20 protein-coding genes and 1 pseudogene are annotated in these 25,867 nt (G+C 58.3%); 7 read left to right on the top strand and 14 right to left on the bottom strand.

Annotated features, from left to right (window positions below):
* Positions 1–7: 7 nt before the first annotated feature.
* The 6 genes from smc to LG376_RS07945 form a co-directional block, all read right to left on the bottom strand.
* A complete protein-coding gene (smc, locus tag LG376_RS07970) occupies positions 8–3,529 on the bottom strand; it encodes a chromosome segregation protein SMC (protein WP_225746772.1) in 3,522 nt (1,173 codons plus the stop codon).
* 78 nt (positions 3,530–3,607) lie between these two features.
* Complete coding sequence (locus LG376_RS07965; RefSeq protein WP_225746771.1) at positions 3,608–3,892, bottom strand: acylphosphatase; 285 nt, start codon at positions 3,890–3,892, stop codon at positions 3,608–3,610.
* 16 nt (positions 3,893–3,908) lie between these two features.
* Positions 3,909–5,408, bottom strand: a complete 1,500-nt coding sequence (locus LG376_RS07960; protein WP_225746770.1) for a sodium:alanine symporter family protein — start codon at positions 5,406–5,408, stop codon at positions 3,909–3,911.
* Positions 5,409–5,461: 53 nt separating this feature from the next.
* A complete protein-coding gene (mutM, locus tag LG376_RS07955) occupies positions 5,462–6,277 on the bottom strand; it encodes a bifunctional DNA-formamidopyrimidine glycosylase/DNA-(apurinic or apyrimidinic site) lyase (protein ID WP_225746769.1) in 816 nt (271 codons plus the stop codon).
* Positions 6,278–6,279: 2 nt separating this feature from the next.
* Positions 6,280–7,050 carry a ribonuclease III gene (gene rnc, locus LG376_RS07950; protein WP_049378305.1) on the bottom strand — a complete coding sequence of 257 codons (771 nt, stop codon included), beginning with the start codon at positions 7,048–7,050 and terminating at the stop codon, positions 6,280–6,282.
* Positions 7,047–7,592: a DUF177 domain-containing protein gene (locus tag LG376_RS07945; protein ID WP_049378306.1), complete on the bottom strand. Its 546-nt coding sequence runs from the start codon at positions 7,590–7,592 to the stop codon at positions 7,047–7,049. Before LG376_RS07945 ends, rnc begins: the two co-directional genes overlap by 4 nt.
* 150 nt (positions 7,593–7,742) lie before the next feature.
* On the opposite strand from LG376_RS07945, the gene LG376_RS07940 reads away from it, so the two are divergent.
* Entirely contained in the window at positions 7,743–8,390 is a 648-nt protein-coding gene (locus LG376_RS07940; RefSeq protein WP_198491653.1) for a hypothetical protein, read from the top strand.
* 192 nt (positions 8,391–8,582) lie between these two features.
* Here LG376_RS07940 and LG376_RS07935 read toward each other — a convergent pair whose 3' ends face one another.
* Both LG376_RS07935 and gdhA read right to left on the bottom strand, forming a co-directional pair.
* Positions 8,583–9,341 carry a DivIVA domain-containing protein gene (locus tag LG376_RS07935; RefSeq protein ID WP_049378308.1) on the bottom strand — a complete coding sequence of 253 codons (759 nt, stop codon included), beginning with the start codon at positions 9,339–9,341 and terminating at the stop codon, positions 8,583–8,585.
* Positions 9,342–9,542: 201 nt separating this feature from the next.
* Positions 9,543–10,889: an NADP-specific glutamate dehydrogenase gene (gene gdhA, locus LG376_RS07930; protein WP_049378309.1), complete on the bottom strand. Its 1,347-nt coding sequence runs from the start codon at positions 10,887–10,889 to the stop codon at positions 9,543–9,545.
* 199 nt (positions 10,890–11,088) lie between these two features.
* On the opposite strand from gdhA, the gene LG376_RS07925 reads away from it, so the two are divergent.
* Entirely contained in the window at positions 11,089–12,171 is a 1,083-nt protein-coding gene (locus LG376_RS07925) for a glycerate kinase (protein ID WP_225746768.1), read from the top strand.
* Here the strand turns inward: LG376_RS07925 and LG376_RS07920 are convergent.
* Positions 12,168–12,566 carry a hypothetical protein gene (locus tag LG376_RS07920; RefSeq protein WP_049378311.1) on the bottom strand — a complete coding sequence of 133 codons (399 nt, stop codon included), beginning with the start codon at positions 12,564–12,566 and terminating at the stop codon, positions 12,168–12,170. The genes LG376_RS07925 and LG376_RS07920 overlap by 4 nt on opposite strands.
* A gap of 36 nt (positions 12,567–12,602) precedes the next feature.
* Between LG376_RS07920 and LG376_RS07915 the strand changes: the two genes are divergently transcribed.
* Entirely contained in the window at positions 12,603–13,808 is a 1,206-nt protein-coding gene (locus LG376_RS07915) for an amidohydrolase (RefSeq protein WP_225746767.1), read from the top strand.
* Between the two features lie 97 nt (positions 13,809–13,905).
* The gene (locus LG376_RS07910; protein WP_225746766.1) at positions 13,906–16,296 is read left to right on the top strand and encodes a glycogen/starch/alpha-glucan phosphorylase; all 2,391 of its coding nucleotides are present in this window, start codon (positions 13,906–13,908) and stop codon (positions 16,294–16,296) included.
* Between the two features lie 71 nt (positions 16,297–16,367).
* On the opposite strand, the gene LG376_RS07905 is transcribed toward LG376_RS07910, so the two are convergent.
* Entirely contained in the window at positions 16,368–17,396 is a 1,029-nt protein-coding gene (locus LG376_RS07905) for an alkaline phosphatase (protein ID WP_225746765.1), read from the bottom strand.
* Positions 17,397–17,510: 114 nt separating this feature from the next.
* Between LG376_RS07905 and LG376_RS07900 the strand changes: the two are divergent.
* The 3 genes and pseudogenes from LG376_RS07900 to LG376_RS07890 all read left to right on the top strand — a co-directional run bounded on the left by LG376_RS07900 (position 17,511) and on the right by LG376_RS07890 (position 21,187).
* A pseudogene (locus LG376_RS07900) lies at positions 17,511–18,872 on the top strand (IS256 family transposase).
* Positions 18,873–19,181: 309 nt separating this feature from the next.
* Positions 19,182–20,411: an IS110 family transposase gene (locus tag LG376_RS07895; RefSeq protein ID WP_005324630.1), complete on the top strand. Its 1,230-nt coding sequence runs from the start codon at positions 19,182–19,184 to the stop codon at positions 20,409–20,411.
* Positions 20,412–20,494: 83 nt separating this feature from the next.
* A complete protein-coding gene (locus LG376_RS07890) occupies positions 20,495–21,187 on the top strand; it encodes a hypothetical protein (protein ID WP_225746764.1) in 693 nt (230 codons plus the stop codon).
* Between the two features lie 7 nt (positions 21,188–21,194).
* Here the strand turns inward: LG376_RS07890 and LG376_RS07885 are convergent, their stop codons facing one another.
* The 4 genes from LG376_RS07885 to LG376_RS07870 all read right to left on the bottom strand — a co-directional run bounded on the left by LG376_RS07885 (position 21,195) and on the right by LG376_RS07870 (position 25,787).
* Positions 21,195–22,085, bottom strand: a complete 891-nt coding sequence (locus LG376_RS07885) for a cation diffusion facilitator family transporter (protein ID WP_225746763.1) — start codon at positions 22,083–22,085, stop codon at positions 21,195–21,197.
* Positions 22,086–22,382: 297 nt separating this feature from the next.
* Positions 22,383–23,798, bottom strand: a complete 1,416-nt coding sequence (gene pyk, locus LG376_RS07880) for a pyruvate kinase (RefSeq protein ID WP_198493275.1) — start codon at positions 23,796–23,798, stop codon at positions 22,383–22,385.
* 159 nt (positions 23,799–23,957) lie between these two features.
* Positions 23,958–24,911, bottom strand: a complete 954-nt coding sequence (lgt, locus tag LG376_RS07875) for a prolipoprotein diacylglyceryl transferase (protein ID WP_225746762.1) — start codon at positions 24,909–24,911, stop codon at positions 23,958–23,960.
* A 45-nt stretch (positions 24,912–24,956) separates the two neighbouring features.
* Positions 24,957–25,787 (bottom strand): indole-3-glycerol-phosphate synthase, encoded by an 831-nt coding sequence (locus tag LG376_RS07870; RefSeq protein ID WP_198491659.1) that lies wholly within the window; start codon positions 25,785–25,787, stop codon positions 24,957–24,959.
* Between the last annotated feature and the right edge of the window lie 80 nt (positions 25,788–25,867).

Here is a 25,867-nt window from a genome sequence, read left to right as displayed (position 1 = left end):
GCCCAGGCTACTTCCCCGCCTCGTCACCACGGGGAGCATCTACGCCCAAGCGAGTGGCATCCTCGCTGGCTTGCTCCGTTCCAGGGGCGCTGCCTGCGGGATTCATGCGCTGCGAAATCACGCGAGTAACACCATCGCCGCGCATGGTTACGCCATAAAGGACGTTGGCGACATCCATCGTCGGCTTTTGGTGCGTAATGACGATGAGCTGCGAGTCTTTCCGCAGCTCCTCAAAGAGGGCAATGAGGCGGCGCAGGTTGACGTCATCAAGCGCTGCCTCAACCTCGTCCATGACATAGAACGGGCTGGGGCGGGCGCGGAAGATGGCTACCAGCATCGCTAGCGCAGTAAGCGACTTCTCGCCACCAGATAGCAAGGACAGGCGCTTGACTTTCTTGCCCGGTGGGCGCGCTTCCACCTCGATGCCAGTGGTGAGCATGTCCTCCGGCTCTGTGAGGATAAGCCGCCCCTCGCCACCGGGGAAAAGGGTCTGAAAAACCTTAGGAAATTCTGCTTCGACGTCGTGCCACGCATCGGTAAACAGTTGCAAAATCTGCGCGTCTACATCTTCGATAACGCCCGCCAGATCCTTGCGGGCTTGGATGACATCCTCCAACTGAGTAGAGAGGAAGGAATAGCGCTCCTCCAAAGCCTTGTATTCTTCCAGCGCGAGCGGATTGACCTTGCCTAGGGAATTGAGGTCTTTTTCTGCTTGCTTCAAGCGCGCGTTTTCCGCCCCGCGGTCGAAATCTTCGCCTGGAGTGTAGTCCTGCAAGAGATCTGAAATCGCAATGCCCAGCTGTTCCACAATCTTGGCTTCGGCTTCGTCCACACGCACCTGCGCCTGGGAGCGAGCAATTTCCGAGTCATGGGCGCGGTTGGTCAGCCGGTCCAGCTGCTGCCGCGCGGCCGAGACGTGTTGCTTAACCTGCTGCAGCTGCGAGTTTAGGGAGGTGCGCTGTGCAAAGTAATCATCGCGCTCAGAGGTCGCGCGCTCGAGGAGCTGCGTGGCGCGGGCAGCCAAATCGCGGGAATGCTTGGCTACCGCACCGGCCAATTCTCCCTGGGCCTTGCGCCGCGCCATGGCTCGCTCATGGCGGGCCTTGGCTTGGCGTTCATGCTGCGCTTGGCGACGCAACGCCTCTCCCTTCCCCGCTACCTGCCCCACGTGGTCTTGGGCAGAGCGGGCTGCAACCTGCGCCTCCATTTCCATGGACTTGACCTGCTCTAATGCTGCGGAGGCCTCATCGCGCTCCACCGAAGAGGGTTCGTCGGGTTGTTCGTCCGCATCGACGCGGGCGAGCCTATCGCGGGCGTCGGCAAGCTGCGTGCGGGCCTCGGTCAGCTTAACCTCGATCTCGATCGCGCGCGCCGCGGCCTTCTCGTGCTCATTCTTATTGGCCTCGTATTGCTTGAGCAGGCGCTGGTGATCGCGCTTCCACGCATCAACTTCAGTATCGTGCTCGCGCAAGGCGGCCTTTGCCGAGGCTGCAGTCACTCGGGCATCCTCCGCCGCGATCTTCGCGCCCTCAAGCGTGCCCGATAGTTCTTCCAGCTCCTGCGTGGCAGATTCCAACTGCTCCTCTGCCTCCGCGATGTGGGCGGAAACCTCAACGGTGGACGAAGCACCGGTACCCACTTCCACCCAACCTTCACCCAGCACCACGCCGGATTCGGTGACCGCACGCAGGCGCGGGTCCTCGGCCACCAGCTTTTTCGCCTCCGCGACATCGGAGACGAGCACGACATCCGCAAGGAGGCGGTGCAGCGCGGCGGATACCTCTGGAACCACCGCAATGTGGTCGAGCAACCACGAGGTGCCTGCGGGCAAAGACGCATCCACGCGCCAGGAAGAGGAAGGGGCGGCCACGGAGACGTCGATAAGCGCAGAGCGCGTGCCCTTTTCCAAGTCCGCAATCAGCTGGGCAGAAATCTCGCCCGCCTGGGCCTCTGCAAAAGCACCCAACGCGGCAGCTACCGCGGTCTCGTACTTGGTGGTAATGAACTCGGCCAACGGTTGGAAATGCTCGCCGACCTCAATCTTTTCCGGCGCAGTTTGAGCCAAGGTATCGATGCGGGAGCGCAACGTGTAGACGGCGCGCTCGCGCTCGCGCTGCTCATCGCGTAGTTGCTCCAAACGCTTATCGGCCGCACCCGATTCACTGGCCGCTCGCACATGGGCTTCCTCGAGCGGCTCACGCTCACCGGCCAAAGACTGCAACTTATCCGCTACCTCATCGGCTTCCGCCTGGGCAGCTTGGGTGCGCTGCTTGGTAGAAGTCAAGGTCTCCTCTTGACGCGCCAGCTCCTCTTCTGCCGAAGTTACCTGGCCTGCCGCCTTTTCTTCTGCGGCGATGAGGCGGACGACGCCCTCACGCCTATCCGCAATAGCACGCAGCTGCGCCATGTGCTCGCGCTCAGCGGCCTCGAATGCCTCACGACGCTCTGCTACCTCCTCGCGGATGGCCTCCAAGCGCTCCGCAGCTTCCTCTGCCGCGGCGAGAAGCTCCGCATGCTCTTCGTCCGCGCGGGCAGCACGGGCCTCTAGGTCATCCGGGTCCTGGCCAGAATAGGCCACCTGGGCGCCGGCATTGGCCGCTCGTTCCTCCGCGATGCGCTGGGTGGCGGAAATGCGCTCGGAAAGCGTGGATAGGTCGAACCACAGCTTTTGGGCGGAATCCGCCTTGGGGTTAACCTCCTCCAGCTGGGCTTCCACTTCTAGCTGGGAACCCGTTGCCTCTTCTAGCTGCGCAGTAACTTCTTCTACTTGCTCGGCTAGGACCTCGGCCGCGCGCTCGGCCTCCTGAAACTTGCTGCGCAGGCGCACTACCCTATCGCCGGCAAGCCGCAGGCGAGCGTCGCGCAAATCAGCCTGTACAGTGGCAGCGCGCTGCGCGGCCTCAGCCTGACGGGCCAAAGGCTTGAGCTGCTTGCCCAACTCATCAGTAAGGTCCTGCAGGCGATCCAAATTGGCCTGCATGCCGGTGAGCTTGCGCTGCGCTTTTTCCTTGCGGCGGCGGTGCTTGAGCACACCCGCAGCCTCTTCGATATACGAGCGCCGATCCTCAGGCCGCGATTCTAGGATCTCAGAAAGCTTGCCTTGGCCGACGATAATGTGCATCTCGCGGCCGATACCGGAATCAGATAGCAGCTCCTGAATATCCATCAGGCGCGCTTTGGAGCCATTGATTTCGTATTCGCTGGCGCCATCGCGGAACATCCGGCGGGTGACCGACACTTCCGAGTATTCGATTGGCAGCGCACCGTCCGCATTATCAATGGTGAGGGTGACCTCGGCGCGCCCCAGCGCTTTGCGGTCACCAGCGCCGGCAAAGATGACGTCCTGCATCTTTCCACCGCGCAGCGTCTTGGCGCTTCCCTCACCCATAACCCAGGCCAGGGCGTCGACCACATTGGACTTGCCGGAGCCATTCGGTCCGACGACGGCGCAAATTCCTGGCTCGAATTTCAGAGACGTCGCCGACGCGAATGATTTGAAGCCTTTCAGCGTCAGCGATTTCAGGTGCATTTGGGTAAGTTTAGCAAGCCTTGAACGCAGCCGCCCAGCCGAGCCTCGAGATTCGGCTGGGCGGGCTTGTGCTGCGAGTTAGCGTTCGATGAAGCCAGATTCGCCCTTAGGGGCAGCCCATTGTTCGACGACTAGATCCACCGTTCCCGGGCGGCGGGTCGTACTCGGCTGCTCTTTGAGGAGTCCCAGCAATTCCTCGCATTTCTCCCGCGGACCTTCAGCTACCACCTGCACCCGGCCATCGGCCAGATTAGTGGCATGCCCGTTCAAGCCGAGCTCAAGGGCACGGGAGCGCGTCCACCACCGAAAGCCCACGCCTTGAACGTGCCCATGGACAAAAGCGGTCATTCTTTCCAGTGCCATGCGGTCTCCCTAATTTCTAATAGTGGTCGTGGTGTCCCTTATCGCGCAACACGCGGCGATCCTCCTCCCTGCGGCGAGTGACAGGATCCGATCCGTCCCAGCACTCTACGCCCTTCAGCTCCGGCATCATATCGCGGTGGAATACCGGGTCAATGCCTTGGCTGCGCTGCTTGTTGTAATTCTTGAGCAACTTAATCGCCACACCGGATAGTGGCACGATGGCGATGATATTGAGAATCACCATGGTTGCCGCACCGGTATCGGCCAAGGCAAAGACCAGCGGCAGGGAGCCCACTGCGCCGAACCAGACAAAGAAAAGCACAACAAGGCGGAAGATTACCAGCGCAGGCTTGCTCTGGGTGAGGTACTCCAGGTTAGATTCCGCCAAGTAATAATTGCCCAGGATGGAGGAGAAAGCCAGGAAGAGAAGGATGAAGCTGACGAAGTGGATGCCCCACTCGCCCACCTCAGAAGACAAAGCCGCCTGGGTCAAGGAGACGCCTTCTGCTTCAGCGCCGTAGGCAATCTCCGGCCCCAGCAAGATGACGAAGGCGGTGATGGTACACACCACCAAGGTGTCGAAGTACACGCCAAGGGTTTGTACCAGGCCCTGCTTGACCGGGTGCGAGACTGCCGCGGTAGCCGCTGCATTCGGAGCAGAGCCCTCGCCAGCTTCGTTGGAAAACAGTCCGCGCTGAATACCCTTCATCATGGCCGCACCGAGACCGGCGCCTGCGATTTCCTTAATGCCCAGGGCGTGACCGACAATATCTCCAATCATTCCCGGCACCTTGTCAAAGTTCGTGATGACTACAAAACCGCCGACAAGCAGGTAGGCCACCGCCATAAAAGGCACGATGATCTGGGTGATATTGGCAATGCGGTTAACACCGCCAAAGATGATGAGGCCTGCAACCATGGCGATAACAACACCGATGATGGCGCGGAACATGGTGTCATCGCGGTCAAAAGAGAAAGACACCGCATCCGCGATGGCGTTGGTCTGGAAGGCGTTGTAGACCAAACCAAAGGTAAAAGCGATAGCGATGGAGAAAAGAACGCCAAGCGGGCCCCAGCCCAAACCCCGCTTCATATAGTACGCTGGGCCGCCACGGTAACCATCACCATCGCGCACCTTCCACAGCTGCGCCAGCGTGGATTCGATGAATGCAGTTGCACCACCAAGGATGGCGATGAGCCACATCCAAAAGACAGCACCTGGGCCGCCCACGGAAATGGCCACGGCCACGCCGGCCACGTTACCGGTGCCGACGCGGGAGGCGGCCGAAATAGTAAAGGCCTTGAAAGCAGAGATGCCGCCGTAGTCCTCGTCCTCATCGCGACCTTCCCCCTTGGGTCGCTCGACGACGGCGCGGAACATATCTGGCACCATGCGCACCTGCACCAAAGCGGTACGGATGCCGAAGAATAGGCCCGCAGCGATGAGCAGCCAGGGCAGAATCCACGACCAGACGCCGTCATTAAATGTCGTTACGACATTTTCAAGAAAATCCATGCAGAATAATTTACTGCCTTGAGGTTCACAACGTGAACCTCATGCGCCATAACTTATTGGCAATGGGGGCAGAAATGGGTGGAACGCCCTGAAATTACGCAGCGCTCCAAGAGCGTTCCGCAACGCTGACAGGGCTGGCCAGCCCGCCCATACGCGGCCAAGGACCGCGAGAAGTATCCCGATTCGCCGTTCACATTAACGTACAAGGAATCGAAGCTCGTGCCACCCACTTTTAGGGCGGCGGCCATAACCTCTTGGGCCGCTTCGAGCAGGGCTACGGCATCCTTTTGCCGCAACGTCGATGCCCTTTTGCGGGGCGGAATCTGTGCCGCCCACAGGGATTCATCGGCATAGATATTGCCGATTCCAGAAGCCAAGGTTTGATCCAACAGTGCGGTCTTTACTGCAGTTTTCTTTGCCCGCAGGCGCCGTGCGGTAGCCACAATGTCAAAGTCTGGTTCCAACGGGTCAATGCCAATGTGCGAGATCTTCGCCCACGGCGCATAGAGCCAATAGCCAAAGGTGCGCTGGTCTACAAAGCTAAGCTCTGTCCCACCGCTTAGCTGAGCGCTAATGCGCAGATGCGGCGAATCAGTCGTGCCGATTCGAACCTGGCCCGACATGCCTAAGTGGACAAAAAGGACGTCGCGGTGGGGATCCATGAAATCTTCGCCCACAAATTCCAGCCACATAAACTTGCCTCGCCGGGCCACAGCGGCGATCTCTTTACCGACAAGAAGACCGGAAAGTGGCTCATCTTGGCCACGGTTGGCACGCGGGTGAAGGACGTACACAGACTCAAAAGTCCGCCCCACCACGTGGGGCTCAAGACCCCGGCGGACGGATTCGACTTCCGGCAGTTCCGGCATGCTTAGCCTTCTTTATGCGCAGTGCCCTGCACCAAGAGAGGAGTCTCACGCAAAGTCTGGCACGCCTCCTGAGCCGCTTGCTGCTCGGCTAGCTTCTTATTGTGTCCCACTCCATTGCCCACGGTTAGACCAGCTACGGTAGCTACCGCGTTAAAGGTTTGGTCATGTTCTGGGCCGGTGGAGGTAGCCGAGTAGACCGGCATCGGTGCCTTAAGCTCGGCGCACAGCTCCTGCAAAGTAGTCTTCCAATCCAAGTGGCGGCCGCTCACAGTGGCATTTTCGATTTTTTCCGCAAATAAGCGCAGGATGACATCTCGCGCAGTTTCGAATCCATGCTCGCGGTAGATAGCGCCAAAGATAGCCTCGGTGGTATCGGCAAGGATGGAATCCTTATCGCGGCCACCAGTGGATTGCTCGCCCTTACCCAACAATATGTGCGGGCCGAGGTTTATCTCACGAGCAATATCCGATAGTCCGTAGCGCGAGACGATCGAAGCACGCATCTTGGAAATATCCGATTCAGGACGAGAGGGATAAGTGATGTAGAGCTGAGAGGCCACCGACAGGCCCAGCACCGCATCGCCCAAAAACTCCAAGCGCTCGTTATTAGGCAAATGCCCATTCTCATTGGCAAACGACCGGTGAGTAAGCGCCAAACGCAGGTGTTCTGGCTGCAATTCCACGCCGAGCGATTCCAACAATGGGCTGTGGTCTACTGCAGCAAATTCAGCTGCCAGTGCCTCTTCCCCGGTTAGCTTCTTTTTGCGGCTCATAGGAACTTCTCCAAACCAGCCCAGCGGGGATCGACCTTATCTTCCTCTTCTTCACCAGAAATACCGGTGGTCACCCCTTCAGGCGTGTCAATCTCACAGCCGTCCTCACACACCGGCGCGAAGGGAAGGTTGAGGCCTGCCTCATCGATCACGGCCTGCAAAAGGTCCAACTCATCATCCTCGATCTCCGGAATCTCATCTCCGGAGCCTTCATCATCGGCTGCAGGGTCATCGCCAGAGACGAAAGATTCATCGGCAGCAAAAACCTGCGTGACGTGCAAGTCCAGCTCTGGGTGCAGTTCCTTCAAGCACCGGGAGCATTCCCCTGTCAGCCGTCCAGATACGTTGGCATCCACCAAGACACCTGCACCTAGAGGGGTCAAGGTGGCGTCTACAGTGAGCTCCTCGCCCTTCGGAATAGCGATCATTTCGACGCCGATCCTCTCAGGTGCGGGGCCGGTCTGGGTGCGTTGCTCCGGCAGTGCGTCAGCGCCTTGGGCGTTCAACAATTCGCCCACATCGAACTTCAATGGTGATGTCATAACACTAGGTAGTCTACCTTGCCCCGCAAACTCCGCCTAGCGGCCAGCACAGGCAAACTTTCTGTCAAGAGTCTGTCGTTTAAAGTAAAAGGGCCTATGCCTTTCCGGAATAGCCTTTTCCCAAGCCAAAGCCGTCTTTAGTGTGGATACATGACTTACCACTTGGCGCTAGCCTCCCCGGATCCACGCAGCATCGCACTCGGATTCGCCATGTTTAGCTGCCTTCCTGCCGCGGTATTAACCATTGCCGGCACGCTCGTGCACGCCACTCCACAGCCGGACCGTTCAGGAATCTATGGTGCTAGTGGGATTCGCCTTTTTACTGCACTCATCTGCAGCATCGTTGCCGGTTTGGTAGCTGGCACCATCCTGGTATTGCCCACTGGCATGGACCTTTCGGTGCTTACCGGCGCACTCATCTTTTCCCTGAGCGCAGGCGCCATTACTTGGTTCTCACGGGAGACCATTCCTACCGCGCTTATTTCTGTAGGCACCATGCTAGTTGCCACAGGTGCGTTAGTGAGTATGTGCGCCGTGTGCTTTCCGCAAAACTTTAGGGATAGTTCTTTGACGTCACTGTCTTCCTATTTCTTTACCGCACTCGTTGCATTCCTTTTCCCCGGCTTAGTGACCACAATCATTGCAGCATGTATGGCCGTCCAATCCGCCGCGCCTGCGCATCTCACCTCGAGGGAAGAAGGCAGCGCCACGTCCACACACACGCCGTTAACAGCTACTCCCCATGCAGCAAATACGGCAGTGCCCACCACACTGCCGCGCTCCCGCACAACCTCCTGAACTACCCGCGCTGGTAGGAAAGCATTAAGGCTCTGGTGGGTGGGCAGACGGTGTACGACAAACCGTCTGCCCACCCACCAGAGCCTTTAGCCGTGCCTGATATAAGGGACCAAACCATCCCTCACCCCTCAAGCTCCAGAGCCCAGTTCCATCCAGGAAATGAAGCTTAAAGGGCAGAAAGAATTTAAAGGTTTAGCGCTCGTTATAGCGACGCTCGTATGCCTCGCCTTCTGCGTAACGGGGGCCTCCCGCAACGCCACCGGCACGACCCGAGGGCTGGTAGTCGCCGCCGCGGGAACGGACGCCGGCACCGCCGCGCAGTGCAGAGCGGTCAGAGCTTACGGTGCGCAGCAGCCCATTGAGGGTGGTTTCAAATTCACTTAGCTTGCCGTCTACAAACTCATCACATTCACTGCGCAGACGGTTGGACTCGGTGTGGGCGGACTCCACAATGCGGTGTGCTTCCTCATCAGCGCGGCGGACAACTTCCGATTCCGAAACCATACGCTCTTGCTCAGCACGACCTTCTGCAACGGAACGTTCATATTCATCATTGGCCTGAGCAATGGTGCGGTCAGCCTCCGCGCGGGCCTGTTCCACCATGGACTGAGCGCGAGCTTCAGCATCAGCCACTAGCTTGGCGGCATGCTGTTCTGCGTGGGAGACCGTAGCATCCGCCTCCTCGCGAGCATGGCCCACGATGTCATCGGCCTGCGCATTAGCGTCATTGATGGTCTGGTCCGCACGCTCTTCGGCGCCGTGCAGGATTTCATCCTGCTTATCCAAGACATCCTGCGCGTCATCAATTTCAACGGGCAGGGCGTTTCGGAGATCGTCGAGAAGCGCGAGCATTTCATGGCGCGGAACCATGCAATTAGAGGTCATGGGGAGGCTATGGGCCTCTTCCAAGTGCTGGACTAGTTCATCTAGGGACTCAAAGACACGGTACATGCTGCGAATTTTACATGCCCTCACGTGCCAGACGTGGAGGCCACGCACCGAGTGTATACTGCAGATTTCACTTCCAGAGCCGATCATCTCCAACTATCGGCCCGCGCACGGAATTAATGGCGCTTCTAAAAAGCCACAAGCTCCCCTTCTCCTCTATACAAAGGCAGCGCAGAGGGGGAGCTTAAAAGTAAAAGCGAGCTACTAAATGACGCCCTGTGCCAGCATGGCGTCCGCTACCTTCTTGAAGCCAGCAATATTTGCACCGGCGACGTAATCGCCTTCACGGTCATATTCTTTAGCCGTGCTATCGATGTTTTTAAAGATATTGGACATGATCGAATGGAGGCGATCATCGGTGTATTCAAAGGACCAGGAGTCACGGGATGCGTTTTGCTGCATTTCTAGCGCAGAGGTAGCAACGCCACCAGCGTTGGCAGCCTTGCCCGGCGCGAAGTTGATCTTAGATTCCTGGAAGACATGGACCGCCTCTGGGGTAGACGGCATATTGGCGCCTTCGGCTACGTAGCGAACGCCGCCGTCGACGAGCTTCTTTGCGGATTCACCATCGAGCTCATTTTGCGTTGCGCACGGCAAAGCCACGTCTGCCTGTACTTCCCAGATATTTCCTCCCTGGTGGAATTCCACGCCGTTTCCAGCTTCTTCGGCATAGGTGGAAATACGTTCACGGCGGGTTTCTTTGACGTCCTTGAGCAGTTCAATGTCCACGCCATTAGGGGTGGTGATGTAGCCGGAAGAATCAGACATCGCAACTACGGTGGCTCCGAGCTCTTGGGCCTTAGCTGCGGCGTAGATGGCCACATTGCCAGAACCGGAGACGATAACCTTGGCGCCGTCGAAAGACTCGCCGTGCGTCTTCATCATCTCATTGGTGAGGTAGACCGTGCCAAAGCCCGTGGCCTCGGTACGAACCAGGGAACCACCCCAGGTCAATCCCTTGCCGGTAAGGACGCCAGATTCGTGCTGCGTGGTCAGGCGGCGGTACTGGCCAAAGAGGAACCCGACTTCGCGGCCGCCGACGCCGATGTCACCGGCTGGCACGTCGCGGTATTCGCCAATGTGGCGGTGCAGCTCCGTCATAAAGGACTGACAAAAGCGCATGACCTCTACCTCGGACTTGCCCTTGGGGTCAAAGTCAGAACCGCCCTTGCCGCCGCCGATGGGCAGGCCGGTAAGGGAGTTTTTGAAGATCTGCTCAAAGCCGAGGAACTTGATGATGCCCAGGTTGACCGAGGGGTGGAATCGGAGACCTCCCTTGTAGGGGCCGAGCGCGGAGTTGAACTGAACGCGGAAGCCGCGATTGACCTGGATTTCGCCATTATCGTCGATCCATGGCACGCGGAAGATGAGCTGGCGCTCAGGCTCGCACAGACGCTCCACCAGTCCGTAGTCCGCGTATTGCGGGTCTTTTTCTAGGACAATTTTCAGCGAATCCAGGACCTCAGAAACCGCTTGGTGGAATTCTGGTTCTCCCGCATTGCGCTTGAGCAATTTGTCGTAGTACTCAGAGATTTGGCTATCTACTGACATGGTGTGCATTCCATTCTGTGGACTTGTAAGAACAGATACCAGTTTCCTATCACACTACCGATAATGCAAGCAGGTTCGAGGGTTTAGGGAGATACACAACACCTTTTACCAGCCACAATAAAGATAGATATTTTCTGTAGACCGTTCGAAACTTAAGTCGCGCAGTGCCCCATTGCACACGGGCTTTATAATTGCGGGCATGCATATTGTCGTCGCCCCAGACTCGTTTAAAGGCACCGCCTCCGCGCCCGAGGCCGCAGCCAGCATTGCTATGGGGGTGCGCCAGGTGCTTCCCGACGCCACAGTGACCACCCTGCCCATGGCCGATGGCGGCGAGGGCACCGCTGCCGTCCTTGCGCAGGCAGCAGCGGCCGGCGGACAATCCGCCGAGACCATTACCCTGCCCACTACCGACGCCATTGGCCGCTTGACTCAGGCAAGCTATGTTCTTGCCGGAACCACTGCGTTCATTGACGTCGCCTCTGCCACCGGGCTGCCCGCCGTGCAGGGCAGCCTTGATCCGCTCCACGCCGATTCCTATGGCACCGGCGTGCTGATCGCGGACGCAGAAACACGAGGCGCTACCTCGATCGTGCTGGGATTAGGCGGCACCGCCAGCATTGACGCCGGGATGGGCATCCTCACCGCACTCGGCGCCGCCGCGCACGACGCCCGCGGCTATGCCCTACCCAAAGGCGGCGCTCCCCTCGTTCAACTGGACCACATCGATACCGCGCAGCTCAATATCAAGGCCGGCATGCTCGACTTCACACTGCTGGCAGATACCCGCGCTACCCCAGTGCAAGCGGCAACTATGTACGGCCCCCAAAAGGGAGCTAAAGGCGAAGAAGTAGCGCTGCTGGCCGGCGCCATGCTCCAAGCATGCGAGGTTACCGACACCGATGCAGACTCCGAATATTATGGCGCCGCGGGTGGCCTTCCCATTGGCTTGTCCTGGCTCTCGCGCACCCTCTGGGGCTCAGACGAACACGTGCGCGTCCTATCCGGCGGCACGCACGTGGCCGCAGCACTGGGCCTTCCGGAAAAGATCGCCGCTGCCGATCTCGTCATTACCGGCGAGGGCCGCTTTGATGAACAGTCTCTGACCGGCAAGGCAGTCGGAACCATCACGGATCTCGCCCGACAAGCCGGAACTCCCGTGGTCATTATCGCCGGCTCCTTCGAACACGACACCGACGCCTACTGCGCTCCCCTTAGCCAAGAAGGCTCGTTGGCCCAGCAGCTAGCGGCGGCCGCCGGGGACATCGTCAAGCAGCTCTAAGGCCGAATGGACAGTGACCACGGGAAGATAGCGGGCCGCTCATGTGCCAGCTCGTCTTCAAGCAATACGTGGTCCTTGGGCAGCACTGCATGCGGGGTGAGAAGGCGCGAGAGCACCATGCCCAGCTGGTTGACCGAGCCACTCACGCCCGCCACCGCAATGTCGTAGCGGTGCACGCTCGCGTCCTCAAGGTCGCGGTCCTCATGCTCGTCGCGATAATTTTGCCGCAGCTGCTCCTCCAACCCCTCTGGAAACTGCGGTGCCTCTGGGCGGGTAACGTCAGCTGAGGAAAGCGAACCACTCTCCACCAGCTTGTCCGTGGCGGTGGTAAAGATTTCCGCGACGCGCTCTGCTTGCGCGTTGGGAACCAAAACATCAAATTGAATAACCGGCATAGCGCCAACCCTACCCAATCCCTAAGGTGTGAAACCATGTCTGATTCTGCCCGCATCGCCCAACTTGTCACTTCCCAAGAAGCCGATCTGGGGTGGCAGCAGGGCTTTTACGAAGACCTGCACCGCCACCCCGAGCTTTCGCATGAAGAGGAGCGCACCGCCGCTCGCATCCGCGCCAAGCTCGCCGATTTTGACTGCGAAGTAGTAGAACACATCGGCGGCTTTGGTATGGTCGCTATCTTCCGCAACGGCGATGGGCCCACTGCTTTGCTGCGCGCAGACTTCGATGGGTTACCTGTCGAGGAAGCCACCGGCGTGTCCTATTCCGCCACTAATGGAAAGATGCACGCCTGCGGGCACGATATGCACACCACGGCGCTGCTGGGTGCCTGCGCGCTTCTCGACGCCTCTCGGAGCTCCTGGTCCGGCACCTTCCTCGCCCTTTTCCAACCGGCCGAAGAATCCTCCGTGGGGGCTAAGGACATGTTGGCCGATAACCTCATCGAGCGTGTGCCTCGTCCCAATATTTGCCTAGGACAACACATCATGCCCGGCCGCGCCGGTACTGTGCGCCACACCGCCGGCCCCATCATGGCCGGCTGCGATTCCCTGCGCATTCGCGTCTTTGGAAAATCGGCCCACGCCTCCATGCCCCATAACTCCATCGACCCCACCTATATCGCGGCCATGATCGTCACCCGCCTCCAAGCTATCGTGGGCCGCGAAGTTGCCCCACACGAGTTCTTTGTCATCTCTGTAGGAGAGCTACACTCCGGCGATAAAAACAACATCATTCCCGAATCCGCCGAGCTCGTACTCAATACGCGCTATTACGATCCCGCACTCGCGGAAAAGGTCTATGCCTCCCTCGAGCGCATGGTCAAGGCCGAGTGTGTGGCGTCCGGAAGCGAGCAGGACCCGACCTTTGAGTACTACGCTCACGGCGAGGTCACCGATAACGACGCCACGGCCCACGCACCAGTGGCCGAGGTTTTCGATGCCGTCTTCGGCTCCGATTCGGTCATCGCCTCGCCTTCTACCGCCTCTGAGGACTTTTGCTATCTACCACAGGCATGGGGCGTACCTTATGTCTTTTGGCACATCGGCTGCACCCCGGAAAATGAGTTAGAGGATCCACCTGTCAACCACCAGGCGACCTTCCTTCCAGACTATGCCCCGACTGTCTATGCCTCCACCCGGGCAGCATATGGTGCGGCATTGACCTACTTGGCTAAGTTCTAGGTACCCGGCGCGCCTTTCCCTATTCCCCCTGCGAGGCTGCGCTAATCCTATTAAGCTGGCAGGCGTTTCGTGACTTCCCACTAACTTAAGGTTTCACATGAGCCAGCCACGGCACTCTGTTTTCGAATCCACCGTTCCCTCCCATGTTCGTGCGGCCTCCGGTGTGAGCCCGCACAGCGCTTCCTACCGCAAGTTCTGGTCGGGCCTATCCGGCGCCGTCATGGAGCAGATTGCCGATAATTGGGAGCGCACCCGTTCGGCTTACGCTGCCACCCGCCAGCAGCACTACTTCTCCGCGGAGTTCCTGCAGGGCCGCGCGCTGCTCAATAACCTCACCAACCTGGGCTTGGTCGACGATGCCAAGGCAGCGGCCACCGCTGCCGATCACGAGCTGAGCGATGTTCTCGACGCCGAGCACGATGCCGCTCTCGGCAACGGTGGCCTCGGCCGCCTTGCCGCCTGCTTCCTCGATTCCGCTGTCACCCAGGACTACCCCGTCACCGGTTATGGCCTGCTCTACCGTTACGGCCTTTTCCGCCAGTCCTTTGAGAATGGCTTCCAGAAGGAACAGCCTGATGCATGGATGGAAAACGGCTATGACTTCATCATCCGCCGCGCCTCCGAGCAACGCCGCGTCCACTTCGATGACATGGATGTGCGCGCCATTCCCTATGACATGCCTATCACCGGCTATGGAACCGATAACGTAGGCACGCTACGCCTGTGGAAGTCCGAGCCCATCGATGAATTCGATTACGACGCATTCAACTCCCAGCGTTTTACGGAGGCCATTGTCGATCGCGAGCGCGTCATGGATATCTGCCGCGTGCTCTACCCCAACGACACCACCTACGAGGGCAAGGTACTGCGCGTTCGCCAACAGTACTTCTTTGTCTCCGCCTCCCTGCAAACCATGGTGGATAACTACATTGCCCAGCACGGCGAGGACCTCACCGGTTTTGCGCAGTACAACTCCATCCAGCTCAATGACACTCACCCAGTGCTCGCCATCCCAGAGCTTCTGCGCATATTGCTCGATGACCATGGTCTGAGCTGGGATGCGGCGTGGAAGATCGTCACCGAGACCTTCGCCTACACCAACCACACCGTGCTCGCGGAGGCACTGGAGAGCTGGGAAGTGTCCATCTTCCAAAAGCTGTTCTGGCGCATCTGGCAGTTGGTGGAAGAAATCGATCGCCGCTTCCGCGAAGATATGGCCCGTCGCGGCCTGGATCAGGGTCGCATTGACTACATGGCGCCGGTGTCCAACGGACAGGTTCACATGGCCTGGATCGCCTGCTACGCCGCTTACTCCATTAACGGTGTCGCCGCCCTGCATACCGAAATTATCAAGGCCGATACGCTGTCCGAATGGCATGAGCTCTGGCCAGAAAAATTCAACAATAAGACCAATGGCGTCACCCCGCGCCGCTGGCTGAAGATGTGCAACCCCCGCTTGGCAGAACTGCTCACCCGGCAGGCTGGTTCCGATGCGTGGGTTACTGACCTCACCCAGCTGGCCAGACTCGCCGATAAGGCCGACGATGCTGACCTACTACGAGAACTGATCGCCATCAAGCAGGCCAATAAGCGCGACTTTGCGCAGTGGGTAAACGTCCACCAAGGCGCTGAAATCGACCCTGATTCCATCTTTGACGTGCAGATTAAGCGCCTGCACGAGTACAAGCGCCAGCTGTTGAACGCCCTCTACGTCCTTGACCTCTACTTCCGCATCAAGGACGAGGGCGAAACCGTGCCGAAGCGTACTTTCATCTTTGGTGCCAAGGCCGCGCCGGGCTACGACCGCGCCAAGGCGATTATTAAGCTCATCAACACCATCGCAGACCTAGTCAATAACGATCCGGCCACCAAGGACATCATCCGCGTCGTCTTCGTAGAGAATTACAACGTCTCCCCCGCAGAGCACATCATCCCGGCCGCTGATATTTCCGAGCAAATTTCTGTGGCTGGCAAGGAAGCCTCCGGCACGTCCAATATGAAGTTCATGATGAATGGCGCGCTGACCTTGGGCACCATGGATGGAGCAAACGTGGAAATCGTCGAGGCGGTCGGCGAGGACAACGCTTATATCTTCGGCGCCCGCAATGAGGAGCTGCCGCAGCTGCGCGCCGAGTACAACCCGGGCGAGCTTTACCAGAGCGTGCCAGGCTTGGCCCGCGTGCTGGATGCGCTTGTCGACGGCACCCTGGGCGCCGACAATGCCGGCATCTTCGGCGATTTGCGTTCCTCGCTTCTCGACGGCTTCGGGGAGCACGCCCAAGACCAGTACTACGTCCTCGGTGACTTCGCCGACTACCGCGAGACCCGCGACCGCATGGCCGCGGAGTATGAAGAGAATGAGCTTGCGTGGGCAAAGAAGGCATGGCTGAATATCTGCTATTCCGGCCGTTTCTCCTCGGACCGAACCATCGCGGACTACGCGAACGAGGTGTGGAAGATCCAACCGACCCCGATTTCCCAGCGCTAAGAAAAGGTCCTGCCCTTCGCTTCCACAGCGAAGGGCAGGACCTTTAGGTAAGGCGGTGTGCCTGATTCTGTTTAGCGCAGGCCCACGCGCTTGAGCTGCTCATAAATGGGCTTCAAGTCAATGTTAAGCACGCCCATCTGCGTAGCTAGGAAGCCGAGGCCGCCGACAACTGCGCCCAGAAGTCCCAGACCCGTAGCTAGACCGGCAGCAAAACCCTTGCTGCTGCCTTCCTTGCCGGCGTCATCGGACGGGTTGGCAGCGTCTTCTGGCTGCTCTGGATCGCCTGCTTGGCCGGTGCCATCGTTCCACCACTCATCAAAGGTCAAGTTGGCTACCAGGGTGTTGTCAATGTAGTCACCGCGGACCAAATCGGTCCCAGAGATACGGGCCATGATGTCCTCGGAGCCGGCGCCCTTGAAGAAGAACGGCACCAACTGGTTGGTGTGCTGACCGGAGTACCAACCGTGGCGAGCAACCTTGCCCTTCTCACCTTCCATAGCGTTGAAGCGGTTATCCGCCTCAGGGTTATCCTCAGTCGGAGCCTCGTTCGCACCGGAGAGATAGCCGGTTTCGTGGTCTGCAGTAACAACCAGCAGGGTCTCCTCCCACGAAGAATTCTCCTCGACCCACTTGATGGCGGCATCGACCGATTTGTTGAAGTCCTGGGTCTCTTCGATGTCGCGCACCGGGTTATTGCCGTGTCCGGCCCAGTCGATGGCACCGCCCTCGATCATGACGGAGAATCCATCCTCATCCTGACCCAGTGCGTTGAGTGCGCCGGTGGTCATGGTGGGGAGATCCACGACGTCGTTAAGCGGATCAGAGTACGGCTCCTTCGCCTCGCCAGAGCGGGAGTTCTGCAAGGTGGATCCTACCTGTGCGATACCCCAGTACTTCTGATCCGGCTTGACGTCGCCTTCCGCCATCTTCTTGAAGTCATCGTTGGACTCAAAGTAGTTCCAGTCGGTCTCGCCAGCGGAAAGCTTGCCGTAGTCCTCCTCATACATGAAGCTGTAATCCGGAGTATCGACCTTTTGGTGGTCATTGTCGTAGAACGGATGACCAGCTGCCATGACCAAGTCGAGGGCGCTGCCGAGCATCTCACGGCTAATGTCCTGCAGCTTATCGCGGTCCTTGTTGTGCGCGGCCCATGCGGCCGGAGTGGCCTCGGAATAGAGAGTGTCTGATGGTTTGTGTGTGGGTACCTAACCTGCATGAGGAGATCGACCAGATTGACTACTGTGGCGAGACGAGATCCGGCTGATAAGGCCAAGATTGATGCGATTGAAAAGAAACTGCTTGCTAACCCTGACATCGCGAAGCTGATTGACGACCTAGGCACGTCCACAACGGATGCTAATGACCTGGTTCGCGGCATGTTACAGGCCTCGATTACCAGAGGCCTCAACGCTGAAATGGATGCCCACCTGGGCTACGAGTCTGGCGACAGGAGCGGCAAAGCTGCAGCTAGAACAGACAATCACCGCAACGGGTCGTATCCAGAGACTGTGGATTCTTACTACGGGCCAGTCACCGTTGATGTGCCAAGAGATCGGGCTGGAACATTCTTTCCGACTATGGTCCCTAAAGGTTCTAGGCGCTTGACCGACGTTGATGACATGATCGTCAGCTTGTACGCCGGTGGGATGACAATTAGGGACATCCAGCACCATATGGCAACGGCGATGCGTGTCGATATTTCCCATGAGACGATTTCAGCGGTTACTGACGCCGTGCTCGATGAGGTCATGGTCTGGCAAAACCGCCAGTGAGATGAGTTCTACCCCGTGGTTTTCCTGGACGCGTTGCGCATTAAAGTCCGCGACGGCGGCCGAGTAGTCAACAAGAGTGCGTACATGGCAATCGGCGTGGACCTGGACGGTATCAAACACATTTTAGGATTGTGGATTGCCAAAGAAGAAGGCGCTTCATTTTGGGCGCAGGTATGCGCCAATCTTTCTAACCGTGGGGTCAAAGACGTCTTTATCGTCTGCTGTGACGGGCTGAAAGGCCTGCCAGAAGCAGTTGAAGCAACGTGGCCGAACTCTATGGTGCAAACCTGTATCGTGCACCTGATTCGCGCCGCTAACCGGTGGGTAGCCTACGGGGATCGCCGGGGCGTATCAGCCGCGTTGAAAAAGATTTACACCGCCACGGACGAGTCCACAGCTCAGGCTGCTTTAGACGAATTTGAAGCCTCTGAATTGGGAGAAAAATACCCCCGCTCAGTCAAGGTCTGGCGTGATGCGTGGGCGCGTTTCGTACCGTTTCTGCAGTTCCCACCAGCAGCCAGAAAGGTAATCTATACGACGAACTCCATTGAATCGTTTAACAATGAACTGCGCAAAGCTACCCGCAACAGGATGCAGTTCACCAACGATGAATCAGCGATAAAGACGCTGTGGTTGATGATCTGCAACATCGAAGACAAACGAGCCGCCAAGAGAGCAAAGCAAGGCAAACGAGTCTCAGCGACAGCCGGCAGACTCATGGAAGGAGCCCGAGTTTCCGGCTGGAAACAAGCCATCAACCAAATGGCCGTGGCCTTTCCCGACAGCTTCGACAAATACCTATAAACCTAACCCCACACACAAACAACTTGACGCTGATAATGGGAATACAGGATCGGAACCACGTGGAATGACCCACTTCTTGACTGGCCATGATCTCCTCATGTGCCTTCAGCGTGATCTGTCTTCCATGTTAGTTCCGACCCTGTACCGCAATCTGGTGAATCCGCCCATGACCTTATAGGAGCGTGACGTCTCCACCGTGACCACCCCGGCAGGTGTCTAGTGTAGTCGTCCCATCAGCGTCTTGTCTGCCCGGAAACCCCGGATCGCGGGTCACCCGCACGTTTGCTCACAGACAGGACCTGATCCCCAATGTCTACCACTTTCGACTGCCCCACCGGCCCCGTTGCCGGAATCGACACCCACACCGATACCCACACTGTTGCCGTTATTTCGGACACCGGCCGGCACATCGCCACCGACACCTTCCCCGCCACCAACCCTGGCTACGTGGCGATTTCAGAGTTCATGGCAACCTACGGTGTCACCACCGTCGGTGTGGAAGGAACCAGCTCCTATGGAGCAGGCCTGACACGCCACCTTCGCACCCAGAAATACTCAGTCGTAGAAGTCTTACGCCCTACCCGGGCCGTTCGACGCCGGGACGGCAAATCAGACCCCGTTGATGCTGTCGCTGCCGCCCGCCAGGTGCTCACCGGGGAAGCCTTAAGCATCCCGAAAGACACTTCCGGGCCAGTGGAATCCCTCCGTGGGTTGCAGATCACCCGCCGTCAGCTCGTGATGACAGCAGCGAAACTGATGACAACGATCAAATCGTTGCTGGTCACAGCACCCGATGAGATTCGACGCCGCTATAGTGCGATGTCCACATTGGTCATGGTGGAGGCCTTGTCCCGGTGCCGACCATCAGCTGACCTGGCCGACCCCAGAAATGGGGTGCTCCTCGCGTTGAAGACATTAGCCACCACCTATCGTGATTTACAGAAACAGGGTACGCAGCTGGAAAAACACATCAGTATCCTGGTTGAGATGATCAATCCGCATGTGACCTCGATATTTGGGTGTGGTTCCGTGGTGGCTGCTGATCTGATTGTCAGTGTGGGGGATAATCCAGGCCGGATTCACTCCGAGGCAGCATTAGCTCATCTGTGCGGGGCCGCACCGATTCCGGCTAGTTCTGGACGGACTCATCGGCACCGTCTCAACCGGGGTGGTGATCGTCGGGCGAATTCTGCGTTGCATCGGATCGCGTTGGTGCGGATGCATCATGACCAACGCACCAGGGACTACGTAGCCAAACGCACCAAGGAAGGATTGTCGAAAAAGGAGATCTTACGGTGTCTGAAACGCGCCATTGTCAGGGAGGTCTACCGGGTGTTGTGCTTGGGTCAGGCCGTTCTTCCAACGGGCCAGGTAGAGGTTGATGAACTCAAAGCTCGACGGATCGAGAGGCAGTTATCGCAAGCCCAGGTTGCTGAAAAACTCGGGTGTGCCCCGGCGAGAATCAGTGATATCGAAACCGGCAAGCGCCCTTTGCCGGAGTTGAGGTTGGCTTATGAAGAACTTCTCAAATCAGCTTGACACAACATAGGAGCATCACCCTCCGAACAAGCAAGCATTGATAGATGCAGGTCTGCACTACATTTTGTCGGTGAAACCCCACCGTGCCTGAGGTGATTGAAACCTGGCGGCGGGAAATCCCTGGTGAAGCCTACGCCCACGGCCAGATCTGGACACAAGCCTCGGCAAGCGATGCGCGCAAACACACAACCCCGAATACGGTGACCCACTTCCAGTACTCCTATGATCGGGCCAGACGCGGCCTGCGCGGAAGCAAAGAGCAAGTCGCAAAAGCCAAACGCGCTGTTGACGGAGAAATCGCCATTAAGCGCAACCGCTATTTCGATCTTTCCACCCCGAACAAGAAGGTCAACTACGCTCTTGCTGCCAAACACCGAGCCCTAGCCGGAATTAAAGGCTATGAAACCGACCTGACCGCTCTTCCCGCCCAGGAGGTTATCGGGCATTACCGCAGGCTATTCCACATTGAAAATGTCGTATCGGATGTCGAAATCAGACCTGAAAGCACGCCCAATCTATGCGAGGAAACAAAACTCGATCACAGCACATCTCAATATTGTGATGGCAGCACTAGCCGTGACCCACCTGATGGAGACCCGCAGTGGTCACTTCATCAAACGCCTCGTGAGAACACTCAAGAAATACCGCAGCTTTCAACTCGTCGTTGGCGGCGAAACCATTCACGCCGCCGTACCATTCCCGCCCGACCTCACTGCCACCATCCAAGTAATCACCGGCCGCGAACTTCCGCACAAAATTGGCCTAAGTCAGGTTAGAAGGGAATCAGCACACCGTCTCGTGGGATTCGTGCTCTGGGTGCTCAATCTGGATGGTGGAGTGCTCGATACCGTGTTCGCGCAGGGCCTGCTGAGCGGCATCCAACAGCGGGCCGGTGCCGACGGTGCCGTCGCGCACGATATGCACGGTCGTGAGCACGTTCACGCCGTCCAGGCTCCACAGGTGCAGGTCGTGGATGTCAGCAACGCCCTCGACCTGCCGCAGCGCGGGCTCGATCGCACTGGCGTCGAAGTCCGCCGGGACTTGCTCGAGCAGCACGCTCGCCGAAAGCCGCATGAGCTGCCAGGCGCGCGGCAGCACCATCGCCGCGATCGCTAGGGAGGCGATCACGTCCGCCGCCACAAACCCCGTGGTCAGTACCACGATGCCGGCCACGATTACTGCGACCGAGCCGAGCATATCCACTAACACGTGCAAGAACGCGCCCTCCACGTTGATCGAGGATTTGCGGTGCCGGTGCAGAACCCACGCCGATAGCGCATTCGCCACCAGGCCGATCACCGCGATGATCAGCATCGTTTTTCCCTGCACTTCGGCCGGGCTCTGCAGGCGGCGCACCGCCTCGACGACAATCCACACCGAGATCGCCAGCACCATCACTGCGTTCGCCAGTGCAGCAAGCACCTCCACTCGTCGGTAGCCGTACGTGGCCTGAGCCGATGCTTGTCGGCGCCCAACCAACACCGCTAACACCGCGATGATCAACCCCGCAGCGTCGGAAAGCATGTGCATCGCATCCGCCATCAGCGCCATCGAACCCGCCAACCAGCCGCCGATCAACTCCGCGAAGAAGACGGTGCCGGTAATGCCTAGCGCAATCAAGAGTGCGCGCAGCGGCATGCTGGAGTGATCGTGGTCGTGGTGCTCGTGTGCCATGCACTCAGCCTACCCCCGTCGACGCTTATTGACAATTAAATGAAAACGGATGGCGGTAAGCGCAGCCACTGAGACCAAATCGGCCTGACTTAGGTCATTGTGCAGTTGTCCTTCGAATCTGTAGAGAAGCTGAAACAAGCACAACCAAAAAGTACTGCAGCCGCATGTCAGGAAAGCAACCGCTGAGTGTACTCGAGGTATATAATATAAATCTACATTTGTATAAATGTATATAGAAAAGCGCCGCGACCCGTGGAACGTGTTAAAGGAGGGTCGCGGCGCTTGTACCGAAAGAAATTACTTCTTGGTCTCACCCAACAGATGGCACTGAATCATGTTGGTGTTACCAGCGATTCCTGGAGGGGTACCAGCAATGACGACAATCATGTCGCCTTCCTCGTACCTGTCCATCTCCAGCAATGCATCATCGATGGCTTCCATCATGTCATCGGTGGACTTAACGTCCGGGCTTAAGAAGGTCTCAGCACCCCACGTCAGAGCCAGCTGGGAACGAACCGCTGGATCCGGCGTAAACGCCAACAGCGGAAGCTGGGAGTGCAGGCGAGCCACTCGCTTAGCGGTATCGCCGGAGGTAGTAAAGGCTACGATAGCCTTTGCATTGAGGCGCTCGGCAATATCGCGGGCGGAATAGGACACCACACCACGCTTGGTGCGCGGAACGTGAGTCAGCGGTGGAACCTTGCCGCCATCTTCAGCATTAGCCACGATCTTGGACATGGTGCGCACGACGTTCTGCGGGTCAATACCCACGGAAGTCTCACCAGAGAGCATAACGGCGTCAGCGCCATCGAGAACGGCGTTAGCCACGTCGGAAGCCTCTGCACGGGTCGGGCGCAGGTTAGAAATCATGGAATCCAGCATCTGGGTAGCCACGATGACCGGCTTAGCGTTCTCGCGAGCGATCTGGATAGCGCGCTTCTGGAACAGCGGGACGCGCTCCAGCGGCACCTCAACACCGAGGTCACCACGGGCAATCATGATGGCATCGAATGCCAGCACGATAGACTCGAGCGCGTCTACTGCCTCAGGCTTTTCCAGCTTGGCAATGACCGGAACGCGGCGACCCTCTTCGTCCATAATCTCATGGACCTTATCCACATCTGCTGGGGAGCGGACAAAGGACAGTGCCACGAGGTCAACGCCCAACTTCAAAGCGAAGCGCAGGTCAGCGATATCCTTTTCCGACAAAGCCGGCACGGAGATATCCATACCGGGGAGGGAAACGCCCTTGTTATTGGAAACCGGTCCCCCTTCGGTGACCTCACAGACGACGTCGTTACCGTCGACTTCCTTACAAACAACGGCAACCTTGCCGTCGTCGATCAGCAGGCGGTCACCTGGCTTGGCGTCCTTGGCCAGGCCCTTGTAGGTGGTGGAGACGCGGTCATGGGTGCCTTCGATATCGTCCACGGTAATGCGGACGATCTGGCCGTCATCCCACTGCTCCTCACCGTTGATAAAGCGGCCAAGGCGAATCTTAGGGCCCTGGAGGTCCGCCAAGATACCTACGGCGCGGCCGGTCTTATCGGTGGCCTGGCGCACCCAGTTGTAATTCGCCTCATGGTCTGCATGCTCGCCGTGAGACATATTCAGGCGGGCAACGTCCATGCCATCCTGTACGAGGCGCAAGATGCCATCCTCGCTAGCAACGGCAGGGCCGAGAGTACAAACAATCTTCGTTCTTCTATCCAGCATTATTGGCCTATTCCGTCGGGGGAAACTGAACACTCCCCAACCTACTCCTTCGAAAGGATTGAGGCCACAATTTCTCGGTTTCATTTTCTGAACGGGCACCCCAAAACGTCCCATTTCCCACAAAACCAAAACCAACCGGACACACTTGGGCAGTGTTTACGTCGATAAAGAACCCGTTTGCTGCCCGTCAGATACCGCGTGCTCATCGCGGTGCGCATCATGTGCGCGGTGCTCTGCCCAATACTTAGGATCCACCTCTTCGGGGGACTCTGGGCCCTGCCGGTGCCTATCAAGCACAAAGAAGACAATCGCGGCAATGATAAAAATCACAAGCGACACGATGAGATTCACGCGGACCCCAAAGATATGGGTCGCCTCATCGGAACGCATCCCTTCAATAAAGAAGCGCCCCAATGTATAGCCCATGACATAGAGGGCAAAGACGCGCCCGTGCCCCAACTTCCAGGCCTTGTGAGCCCACAAGAGGAAAAGGCATACTAGAACATTCCACACGAGCTCGTACAGGAAGGTCGGGTGCACCGAGGTCATGACCTCACCCGTGGAATGCCCAGAAACGGGAGCATAGCCGCCGTTTTCATTGACACGGTAATAGATATCTAAAGCCCACGGAACGTCGGTCGGGCGCCCATAGAGCTCTTGGTTAAACCAGTTACCCAGGCGTCCAATCGCCTGCGCGAGGACGAGGCCTGGCGCCACCGCGTCAGCAAAGGGGCCGAGCGGCACCTTCTTCACTTTGAAAAGCACCCACAAAGCTAGTGCGCCCAAGGCTACGGCTCCCCAAATGCCCAGGCCGCCATTGGTAACCTTCAGCGCGTCAGCGGGATTGCAGCTATCGCAGAAGTACTTCTGGTTATCGGTAATGACGTGGTAGAGCCGCCCGCCAATGATGCCGGCTGGGATGACCACGATGGCGGCATCCCATACTGTGTCTGGGTTACCGCCGCGTGCGGTGTAGCGGCGTAAGGTCATTCGCAAGGCGACGATAATACCTACAATGATGCACAGCGCATAGGCACGAATGGGAATGGGCCCCAACTGCCACACGCCCTGCGGCGGAGACGGAATATTTGCAAGAATTTCTGTGTGCACGTACCCAGTGTGCCTTATCCCCCACCCCACCAGCTAGTTGGGGCCTTATTCTATCTTGCGCGCGGGGCACGCTGGATGCTGCCCGGCAGCCACCAAAGAGCGCGCCAGCGCCGTAGGATCCTGGGCAGCCATGACTGATTCGCCCACCAAAACTGCATCGGCGCCGCGTGAAGCATAGTGAAACAGGTTGCGCGCGTTATTAACCCCGCCCACTGCGATGCGCAGGATGGATTCGGGTAAGCCCGGGGCGATATCGTTAAACGCCTCGCGGTTAATGGCATCCGAAGCCAACGACCATGCATTAATGGCGATGATGCTACTTCCCGCCTTGATTGCGCGGTCGACCTCGGCGCAGTTGCGCACCTCAACGATAGCGGCCATCCCGAGCGATTCCACCCGATCCAAAAGTGCCTCCAGGCGAGCTTGCTCTAAGAGTTCAACCTGCAACGGAATAGCATCGGCCCCAAAGCACCGGGCTTCGTGAATTTGATAAGGATCCACGATGAGATCGCGCGACATCATGGGAATATCAATCGCAGCGCGGGCTGCTGCCATGTCTTCCAAAGAACCATGAAAGCGGCGGAAATCGGTCTGGCATGCCATGAGATGTACGCCGCAGTGTTCAAAGGTGCGGGCCCATTCCGCCATCTGTTCTGCAGAGCCAACATGTGCGATTTCGCCACCGTAGGGTACGGCGCGCTTGAGCTCTGTGATAACCGAGCAGCCTGTGCGCAGCAAAGCCGCGCGGGCATCCCGGGGAGGCTCCATGTCACGCGAGCGGGCCTTCACCTCTTTGAAAGACACGCGAGCCTCCCGCGCAGCGACGTCCTCCAAGACTCCTGCAACTAGGTGGTCAACGGCAATGGGCGTAGGCATCAGCACCTCCCTCCACGGGCGATTAAAATCACACTTAGGTTAACCCGCTAGCGTGCCGTTCCGGAAATTACACAGGAAAC

The organism is Corynebacterium sp. Marseille-P4611 (assembly GCF_916618765.1).
GTDB lineage: Bacteria > Actinomycetota > Actinomycetes > Mycobacteriales > Mycobacteriaceae > Corynebacterium > Corynebacterium marquesiae.
The sequence above is the reverse complement of the archived record's forward strand: the minus strand, read 5'-3'. Positions and strand labels throughout refer to the sequence as shown.